The organism is Stenotrophomonas sp. 05L44_2, assembly GCF_056665995.1.
The window spans coordinates 1-5,753 of the sequence record NZ_JBFTNR010000199.1 but is presented as its reverse complement, the minus strand read 5'-3'; the positions used below and the strand labels follow the sequence as shown (position 1 = coordinate 5,753).

The 5,753-nt window shown below is 66.4% G+C and carries 5 protein-coding genes; 3 read left to right on the top strand and 2 right to left on the bottom strand.

The window, feature by feature from the left end; genetic code table 11:
* Both AC1VAN_RS08890 and AC1VAN_RS08885 read right to left on the bottom strand, forming a co-directional pair.
* On the bottom strand, positions 1-327 hold a 327-nt coding region (locus tag AC1VAN_RS08890), incomplete at its 3' end, for an FAD-dependent oxidoreductase (protein ID WP_480985654.1).
* A gap of 120 nt (positions 328-447) precedes the next feature.
* A complete protein-coding gene (locus tag AC1VAN_RS08885) occupies positions 448-1,083 on the bottom strand; it encodes an OmpW/AlkL family protein (protein WP_025877381.1) in 636 nt (211 codons plus the stop codon).
* A 186-nt stretch (positions 1,084-1,269) separates the two neighbouring features.
* Here AC1VAN_RS08885 and AC1VAN_RS08880 point away from each other — a divergent pair, with 186 nt between their 5' ends.
* The 3 genes from AC1VAN_RS08880 to lpdA all read left to right on the top strand — a co-directional run bounded on the left by AC1VAN_RS08880 (position 1,270) and on the right by lpdA (position 5,611).
* A complete protein-coding gene (locus AC1VAN_RS08880; RefSeq protein WP_051585033.1) occupies positions 1,270-1,839 on the top strand; it encodes a DNA-deoxyinosine glycosylase in 570 nt (189 codons plus the stop codon).
* Positions 1,840-1,952: 113 nt separating this feature from the next.
* Positions 1,953-3,695 carry a dihydrolipoyllysine-residue acetyltransferase gene (gene aceF / locus AC1VAN_RS08875; protein WP_480985653.1) on the top strand — a complete coding sequence of 581 codons (1,743 nt, stop codon included), beginning with the start codon at positions 1,953-1,955 and terminating at the stop codon, positions 3,693-3,695.
* 107 nt (positions 3,696-3,802) lie between these two features.
* Complete coding sequence (gene lpdA, locus AC1VAN_RS08870) at positions 3,803-5,611, top strand: dihydrolipoyl dehydrogenase (protein ID WP_480985652.1); 1,809 nt, start codon at positions 3,803-3,805, stop codon at positions 5,609-5,611.
* Positions 5,612-5,753: the final 142 nt, after the last annotated feature.

Here is a 5,753-nt window from a genome sequence, read left to right as displayed (position 1 = left end):
GTCGTACAGCCAGAGCCCGAGCCGCAGCATCCAGCGCGGGCGCAGGTGCGGCTGCCACGGAAGCACGAAGCACAGCGGCCGCACCAGGAACGGCGCCTGCCGACGCACCACCTCGCGCTCGCCCAGCGCCTTGCGCACCAGGCCGAACTCGCCCTGTTCCAGATAGCGCAGTCCGCCATGGATCAGCTTGCTGCTGGCGCTGGAGGTGTGTGCTGCCAGGTCGTGCTGTTCGCACAGCAGCACCTTCAGCCCGCGGCCGCTGGCATCACGGGCGATACCGGCGCCGTTGATGCCAGCGCCGATCACCAGCAGGTCGACCTCGTGCATCGCGCCTCCGCATCCCTTCTGTGTAGATTCGACTGTCAGTCGACTCTACAGAACCCGGGTGACGGAAACGACGACGGGCCCCGAAGGGCCCGTCGCGGTACAACAATGACGCAGAAGCGCTTAGAAGCGGGCGCCGATGCCGAAGCCGACGGTCCACGGATCCATCTTCGCTTCGCCGATCTTCTCGCCGCCGACCTTCACGTCCGGACGCGAACGCATGTAGCGGGCGTCGGCACGGGCGAACCAGGTCGAGTTGATGTTCATGTCCACACCGACGGTGCCGATCACGCCCTTGGCGTCCTTCAGGCGGATGTCGGAGTCGCTGCCGTCGGCCAGGGTTTCATTGCTGAAGGCCGACTGGAAGTAGCCCACGCCCACGAACGGACGGAACACGTTGTCAGCCTGGCCGAAGTGGTACTGGCCGCTCAGCGCGACCGGCTGCTGCTCGACGTTGCCGAGGCGGGCATTGCCCGGGCCCTTCACCTTGTGGTCGAACTTGTCTGCAGCGCCCCACAGYTCAACGGCCCAGTTGTCGTTGATGTAGTAGCTGAAGCTGACGGTCGGTGCCGGGCCGCCATCGACCTTCTTGATGCCGTCGATCGGGTCATTCTTCGGCTGCAGCAGCGAGACGCCGCCAACCACGGCAAAATGCTTGCCCGAGGCGGTATCGGTGGTGCTGCTGTCCTGCGCGAAGGCAGCCGGTGCAAACGCGGCGGAGGTCAGCAGGGCGAGGCTCAGGATACGGATGGAGCGCATGGGGGAATCTCCTAATGTTTCTTGTTTTGGGCCCCCGGTTGCGGGGCGAGCACACCGTAGTCGCCCCAACATGAATCGAATCCGACGCGCGTTAAAAATTAGTTCGCACTGTTCAGCGAACAGCGCGAAATCCCTGTTTCCATGCGGTTTCTGCCCTCCTGGAATATTCATGCAGTTGGAGAAGATGTGAGCGCTGCAACGTTGTGCATCGGCCTGCCTGCGCAGGTGAACGCGGATTGCCGGGTGTTGCTGCTGGGTTCAATGCCCGGTATCGCTTCGTTGCAGGCACAGCATTACTACGCGCACCCGCGCAATCGTTTCTGGCCCTTGCTCGGCGATCTGTGCGGCTTCGACCCGGCAATGCCGTACGCGCAGCGACTGCAGGCGCTGGCAGCCAATGGTGTCGGCCTGTGGGATGTGATCGGCCGCTGCAAACGACGCGGAAGCCTGGATGCGGACATCGTGCGTGGCACGGAAGTGGCCAATGCACTTCCCGCACTGATCGCCGCACTGCCTGACCTGCAGCTGATCGGCTGCAACGGTGGCGCGGCGATGCAGGCCTTCCAGCGCTGGGTGCAGCCGCAGCTGGCCACGTCGGCCAAGGTGCTGGCGCTGCCGTCCACCAGTCCGGCCAACGCAGCGTGGTCCTTGCCGCGCCTGCGCCAGGCCTGGCAGCCGGTGGCCGTCGCACTGGCGACATCAAGCGGACATCGGCAGGACAATACGCTACCGACTGGAAGCGCCGGCGGGCCATGAGCAACAGCGTGTCCCGGCTGCGTGCGTACTGAAAACACCTGTAACGGTTGGCGCTGGCTCCCGCTGGCCGCACAATAGACGTTTCCCTACACCAGATTGCCGGAGTTCTCCCCATGGCCGAAATCAAGGAAGCACGTGTCCCCGATATCGGTGACTACAGCGATATCCCGGTAATCGAGGTGCTTGTTGCCGTCGGCGATACGGTGAAGAAGGACCAGGGCCTGGTCACGCTGGAAAGCGATAAAGCGACCATGGAGGTGCCGTCCTCGGTGGCCGGCGTGGTCAAGGAAATCAAGGTCAAGCTGGGCGACAGCCTGTCCGAAGGCAAGGTCGTGGCACTGATCGAAGTGGCCGACGGCGAGGCTGCSMAGCCGGCCGCTGCCGCTGCACCCGCCGCTGCACCCGCACCGGCCAAGGCCGCTGCTCCGGCCGCTGCTCCGGCCGCTGCCACCCAGGCCGCTCCCGCTCCGGCCGCTGCTGCCGCCCCCGCTGCCAGCGGCGGCGCGGTGGAAGCCCTGGTGCCGGATATCGGCGATTACAGCGGCATTCCGGTCATCGAAGTGCTGGTCGCCGTGGGCGATACGGTGAAGAAGGACCAGGGCCTGGTCACGCTGGAAAGCGACAAGGCCACCATGGAAGTGCCGTCGTCGGTCGCCGGCGTGGTCAAGGAGATCAAGGTCAAGGTCGGCGACAACCTGTCGCAGGGCAACGTGGTCGCCATCATCGAAGCCGAAGGCGCTGCCGCCCCGGCCCCGGGCAAGGCTGCCGCCGCTGCTGCCCCGGCCGCCGCCGAGACCGCTACCAAGGTCGAGCCGGTCGCCGTGCCGGCCCAGCCGGACAAGCTGGCCGCCCGCGAGATCGCCAGCGCCCCCTCGGCCGGCGCGCCGACCAGCCCGCCGGTACAGTTCAACGCCGATGGCGTGCTGCCGGCCAAGGTGCCCTACGCATCGCCGGTGGTGCGCGTGTTCGCCCGTGAGCTCGGTGTCGACCTGCTGCAGGTCAGTGGCAGCGAGAAGGGCGGCCGCATCACCAAGGCCGACGTGCAGAAGTTCGTCAAGGCCGCGCTCAGCGGCGGCGCTCCGGCAGCTGCCGGTGGCACCGTGGCTGCCGGCGGTGGCCTCAACCTGCTGCCGTGGCCGAAGGTTGATTTCAGCAAGTTCGGCGACGTTGAAGTGCAGCCGCTGTCGCGCATCAAGAAGATYTCCGGYGCGAACCTGGCCCGCAACTGGGCGATGATCCCGCACGTCACCCAGTTCGAGCAGGCCGACATCACCGACCTGGAAGGCCTGCGCGTGGCGCTGAACAAGGAGAACGAGAAGGCCGGCATCAAGCTGACCATGCTCGCCTTCCTGATCAAGGCCAGCGCCGCGGCGCTGAAGAAGTTCCCGGAGTTCAACGCCTCGCTCGATGCCAGCGGCGAGAACCTGACCCTGAAGAAGTACTTCAACATCGGTTTCGCTGCCGATACCCCGAACGGCCTGGTCGTTCCGGTCATCCGCGACGTCGACAAGAAGGGCGTGGTGCAGATCGCGCAGGAAACCGGCGAGCTGGCCAAGAAGGCGCGTGACGGCAAGCTGGGCCCGGCCGACATGAGCGGCGGTTGCTTCTCGATCAGCTCGCTGGGCGGCATCGGCGGCACCGCGTTCACCCCGATCGTCAATGCCCCGGAAGTGGCCATCCTCGGCGTCTCCAAGTCGTCCATCCAGCCGGTCTGGAATGGCAAGGAGTTCGCACCGAAGCTGATGCTGCCGCTGTCGCTGAGCTACGACCACCGCGTCATCGATGGCGCCCTGGCCGCACGCTTCACCACGTACCTCTCGCAGGTGCTGGCCGACATGCGCCGCGTGCTGCTGTAAGGCACCGCTTCGCCCCCACCGTGCGGCCGCTGCCCCTGGCGCGGCCGCCTGTCGAAACGCAGTGACAGCCCGCCGGCCACGCCGGTCGGGCACGAGGAAAACCCACCATGGCCACGATTGAAATCAAGGTTCCCGACATCGGCGATTACAGCGATGTGCCGGTGATCGAAGTGCTGGTCGCCGTTGGCGATACGGTGAAGAAAGACCAGGGTCTGGTGACCCTGGAGTCGGACAAGGCGACCCTGGAAGTGCCGTCCTCGGCAGCCGGCGTGGTCAAGGAAATCAAGGTCAAGCTGGGCGACACGCTGTCCGAAGGCGCGGTCGTCGTGCTGCTGGAGACCGAAGGCGCCGCTGAAGCGCCGGCCAAGGCCGCTGCGCCGGCCCCGGCGGCCGCCGCCCCGGCCAGCAAGCCGCCGGTGACGCCGTCGCACCGCGCCCCCGCCGAGCCCGCAGCACCGAAGCCGGCACTGTCCAGTGGCAAGGCCGCCGACATCGAATGCGAAATGGTTGTGCTGGGCTCGGGCCCGGGCGGCTACACCGCCGCCTTCCGCGCCGCCGACGTCGGCCTGGATACGGTGCTGGTCGAACGCTACGCCAGCCTCGGCGGCGTCTGCCTCAACGTCGGCTGCATCCCGTCCAAGGCACTGCTGCACGCCGCTGCGGTGATCGACGAAGTCGCCCATGCCGGTGATTTCGGCGTCGAGTTCGGCAAGCCGACCATCACCCTGGACAAGCTGCGCCAGTACAAGGAAAAGGTCGTCAACCAGCTGACCAAGGGCCTGGCCGGCATGGCCAAGCAGCGCAAGGTCCGCAGCGTGCAGGGCGTGGGCAAGTTCGTGTCCGCCAATGAGCTGGAAATCACCGCCGCTGACGGCAGCACCCAGCTGCTGCGCTTCCAGAAGTGCATCATCGCCGCCGGTTCGCAGGCGGTGAAGCTGCCGAACTTCCCGTGGGACGACAAGCGCGTGATGGACTCCACCGACGCGCTGGAGCTGGCCGAAGTGCCGGGCTCGCTGCTGGTCGTCGGCGGCGGCATCATCGGCCTGGAAATGGCCACCGTGTACGGCGCGCTGGGCAGCAAGGTCACCGTGGTCGAGTTCATGGACCAGCTGATGCCGGGCGCCGACAAGGACCTGGTCAAGCCGCTGGCCGACCGCCTGAAGAAGCAGGGCATTGACGTRCACCTGAAGACCAAGGCCTCCGGCGTGACCGCCGATGCCAAGGGCATCACCGTGACCTTCGAAGCCGCCGAGGAAGGCCAGGCGCCGGCATTGGCGCAGGGCACCTTCGACCGCGTGCTGGTGGCCGTGGGTCGTTCGCCGAACGGCAAGAAGATCGATGCTGAAAAGGCCGGCGTGCAGGTGACCGATCGTGGCTTCATTCCGGTCGACCGGCAGATGCGCACCAACGTGCCGCACATCTWYGCCATYGGCGACATCGTCGGCMASCCGATGCTGGCSCACAAGGCCACGCACGAGGGCAAGCTGGCGGCCGAAGTGGCTGCCGGGCACAAGAAGGAGTGGGTCGCGCGGGTGATTCCGTCGGTGGCCTACACCAACCCGGAAATCGCCTGGGTTGGCGTCACCGAGACCGAAGCCAAGGCCAAGGGCCTGAAGGTTGGCGTGGCCAAGTTCCCGTGGGCCGCCAGCGGCCGCGCGATCGGCATCGGTCGCACCGAGGGCTTCACCAAGCTGATCTTCGACGAGGACAGCCACCGCATCATCGGCGGTGCGATCGTCGGCGTGCACGCCGGTGACCTGCTGGCCGAGATCGGCCTGGCGATCGAGATGGGTGCCGAGGCCGAGGATATCGGCCACACCATCCATGCGCACCCGACGCTGAGCGAGTCGGTGGCGATGGCCTCGGAAATCTACGACGGCACGATCACCGATCTGTACATGCCGAAGAAGAAATAAGGCGCCCGCGCCTTCCCGAACAAAAAGCCCCGGCATTGCCGGGGTTTTTTTGTTTCTCCGTTCCGGATTTTTGCGAGCTGTAGGGCCGCTGCGCGGGCGGCAGGCATTTCGACAAATGTCCCCCGTCGCCCGCCTTCGGCGG